3 protein-coding genes and 1 pseudogene are annotated in these 3,769 nt (G+C 47.1%); 2 read left to right on the top strand and 2 right to left on the bottom strand.

The window, feature by feature from the left end; all coding sequences use genetic code 11:
* Window positions 1–228, top strand: a pseudogene (locus A3751_RS22855) (protease SohB); the annotation flags it as partial.
* Between the two features lie 21 nt (window positions 229–249).
* Here the strand turns inward: A3751_RS22855 and A3751_RS12895 are convergent.
* Window positions 250–630, bottom strand: a complete 381-nt coding sequence (locus tag A3751_RS12895; RefSeq protein ID WP_068456662.1) for a YchJ family protein — start codon at window positions 628–630, stop codon at window positions 250–252.
* 13 nt (window positions 631–643) lie between these two features.
* Window positions 644–1,822, bottom strand: a complete 1,179-nt coding sequence (locus A3751_RS12890) for a cation:proton antiporter (protein ID WP_068456659.1) — start codon at window positions 1,820–1,822, stop codon at window positions 644–646.
* A 124-nt stretch (window positions 1,823–1,946) separates the two neighbouring features.
* On the opposite strand from A3751_RS12890, the gene A3751_RS12885 reads away from it, so the two are divergent.
* Window positions 1,947–3,769 (top strand): AarF/UbiB family protein (locus A3751_RS12885; RefSeq protein WP_068456655.1); only part of this gene is annotated, 1,823 nt, incomplete at its 3' end.

Raw genomic sequence — 3,769 nt, 5'->3', positions numbered from 1 at the left:
GATATTTGGTTTGGCACCAAAGCACTTGAGGAAAAGCTCGTTGACGAGATCATGACGTCGGACGAGTACATTTCGAACCGTGTTCAGAATGTAGATGTCTACGAAATTGAGTTTAAAGAGAAAAAGTCTATTGCTGATAAGCTAGGTTTTGCGGTGAGCAGCGGTATAGAGCGCGCGCTCGGAAAGTATATTTCAGAAACAGAAAGCACCAAGGGCATGCGGGCTTAACGTGTTATCGGCTTACTAAGCTTACGATTCGACGGCGCTGACGTAAAACCAAGCGCCGTTTTCTTTCTTGAAGTAACTGTTTTCTATAAGGCGATGTGCTCGCCCATCAATTTTGTACCTTGCAACGAATTCCACCCAGCCTTCCAAATCTGCCGGCAAGCCTTTGTGAGTAGATTTTATCTTTAAGCCAATCCAATTGGTCGCATCAAGAGTCAGGTTACTTGGGCGTGTTGACTCATGCCAGGACCGGATTAAATACCCTGAGTCCATTTTCACGAACGCACAGTAGCGTGATCGCATTAGCGCTTCTGCGGTTTCAGCATCAGCGGCCCCCAAGTGGATTGGACCGCAGCATTTTGAGTAAAGCGTGTTGCTGCCACAGGGGCATAAGTCTGATTGCATCGCTAACTCTCAACTAATCGCGTCGCAGCTTGTCGCTAACCGCGATTGGACTAGGGTAGCGAAAAATAACGAGATAGCTGTTTAATACGAAGCTAAGAATCGCTGTTGCCTGTATAAGATGCGATGCTTCGTTGCTTATTAACTGCTGAGTGAAGGCCAAAAATGCAATCATCAATGAGAACTCGCTGATCTGACCGAGACGAAACCCAACTTCCCATGCATCGGCCTTTTGTTCACCGCTAATTTTTAGTAAATGCCGGAATCCTATCGGCTTGAGCGCAATCATTAATAAGCCAAGGACGATCGTCGGAACGAGAATGTCATTCAATAGCCCATGATTAAAGTTCGCGCCAAGCGAAAAGAAAAATAACACGAGAAAAAAATCGCGGAGAGGCTTGAGATTGACCGCTATGTACTGGGATATCGGGCTAGTCGCTAAACTAATGCCCGCGATAAAAGCGCCGATTTCGAGAGACAAGCCAAGCGCTTCGGCCGCTTCAGCTAGGCCCAGACACCAGCCAATCGACAACAAAAACATATACTCATGAAAGCGATCGAACTTGGTAAACAAGGGTAAGATAACATAGCGAACGCCAGCAACTGCGCCTAGCCCGACCACTGGAAGCATCGCAAATGACAAAGCGATGTCCATCAGTGCCGAACCTTCGTCACTCGTTCCGCCGAGGCCACCGATCAATAGCAGGACGACAATGGCGATGAGATCCTGGACCAATAAGAGTGCAACAACCAACTCGCCTGTATGTTTGTGGTGCAGTACTGTAGTTGGTAGTAACTTAATACCGATTATGGTGCTTGAAAACATCATGCAAGCACCAATTATCAAAGCTTCGGTGTTGGAAAAGCCGAAGGAAATCGAAACTAGAAATCCTGCAGCAGCGAATATAGCGGAAGTGACAACCGCAACAAAGCTTGCCTTGCCTACCATGCTGCCAAGACTTTTGGGTTGCATGTCCAGACCCAGAAGAAATAATAAGAATATGATCCCAATCTCGGCGATTTCGCTTAGCACTCTTGCTTCAGAAACATAGTTCAAACCGAATGGACCAACAATTGCTCCAATAATAATGTAAGAGAGAATCAGAGGTTGGCGCGCATATAAAGCGAAGGATGCAACGACCGCTGCGCCAGCAAATATGAGAAAGAACGAGTGCACGATCGAGAATTCAGGCATTCGGCGTTAGTTCCATGTGGTATCATCCGTTGAAAGAGCGGGGGGTGTTTGAAACCCTCCGTATACATTGTCGAGAACTACCGGCTACTTGTAAAGCTAGGCAATGGACCCAAGTTAGGTTTATATGAGCAAGACAGACGCTAAATCCCCAAAAAAACCGTTGTTTTCGGAATCTCTGCAAGGCTTGAGCAAGTCAACGCTCGCGCTTTTGAAGCGTTCGGGTGGGATTGCATCGAGCGGTATCGCGTTGCCGAAGCTCTTCTCGCCCGTACTGAAATTGGTTTTATCTGAAGAAAAAGTAGAGCGCACACAACTTGCATCAACGCTTGATGTTCTGTTTGAAGGCTTGTACACGCACCCCGTATCAAGCTATTCAAAAGACCTTACCGCTTATTTGCGCAAGAGCAGCTTTATTCCAAACGAGGAAAGTACGGAGAGACTCATCCGTTATCTCGTTTCTCAGTCTATTTCTCGAAGTCCTGTAGAAATACCAGAGGTGGTCATCGAAGAGTTTTGGCTCTTCTTTCAGGAACTCATTGAGAGCCCAGAGCTACAGGGTATTTTCGAACTCAATCTTGAGATTACGCGCGCGATTCTGCGCGTCTATGAACCCATCCTCGTCGAAGCCATCAATACCATCAAGAATCTGAGGCAGATAAATCGTGATGGTTTTAATTCGATCGTGCGCAAGTTGCAGGTGCTGCGCGGTGATATTCAGATTCTCAAACGACAAATTCAGGCAATAAGATATATAAAACCATTCCTAGAAACGGATCCAAAGGATTTCTCTGGGCAGGCACAGATTGTTTCAAAAATGGTTTCTGAGTTTGGGCCTTTGTTCATCAAAATGGCGCAGGTTGCTGCTGCGAGTGCAGACTTTCTTCCAGAAGAGATTGCGCGCGAACTAGAGGTCTTTCAACAAGATGTAGAGCCAATGACGGCAGAGCAGGTCCGTAACGCCTTTATCGAAGATTTTGGGCAAGCACCCGAATCGCTTTACTATGAATTTGACGCGAGCAAACCTCTCAAATCCGGCTCAATTGGTTCCGTGTTCCTCGCTAAAAAAGCCGTTGAGCGTAATGGAAATGCCGTGCTGGTCCCTATTGTCGTCAAAGTTGCGAGACATAATCTGGAGCGCGAGTTTGCGATGGGGTCTCTTGCGATTGAGCTAATGTTGATTAGTAGCCAGTACTGGGCACCACACTCTAAGCTCAAGCCGTTTCTACGTTCTATGGCACTTCAGATAAAAGAGTTCACGAAGGGCTTTGAACAAGAGTTGGATTTCTCACAAGAGGCTGACACGCAACAACGATTTTATGAGCGCTCGTTACATTCAGCTGTTTGGAATGTTCCGAAGGTATACGGCGCTAGCGGTCGCATCATTGAGATGGAGTATGTCGCCAAAGCCAAACCGATTTCCCAAGCATTAGAAGGCGCGCGAAATCGAGAAGAAAAGCGCCGTGCCATCGCGCATAATTTTATCTACACGATTGTCGAGCACTTGGTGTTGTATCAGGAATTGCATGGTGATCTCCACCCTGGCAACGTGCTTGTAGACGAATCGAATGCGCTTTATCTCATCGATTGGGGCAACAGTATTCAAATGTCGGGTAAGTGGGGCTACGTGTTTTCGTATCTCAGCGCCGCTCTGTGTGGCGACATTGAAGAACTGGCTGACACGCTTATTGCGATGAGTACTGACCCAGAGAAGCACTCGGAGCAGCGCTCAAGGATAGTAGAAGCGCTCAGCGAAACACTTAGTAAGAAATCCATTGTGCCGATAGAGCCGTGGGAGCTTTGGAAGTTTTATCAAGAGGGAGGGGCAGGTTTGCAAATTCGCACAAGCGCGGCCATTCAGCTGCTCTCTAATACTTATCAGCTTGGAATGACAATTCAGAGCGATTACTTGCACTTATCTCGCTCAGTCTCAGCAATGATAGCGAGTTA

This window comes from Oleiphilus sp. HI0080 (genome assembly GCF_001635135.1).
The sequence above is the reverse complement of the archived record's forward strand: the minus strand, read 5'-3'. Positions and strand labels throughout refer to the sequence as shown.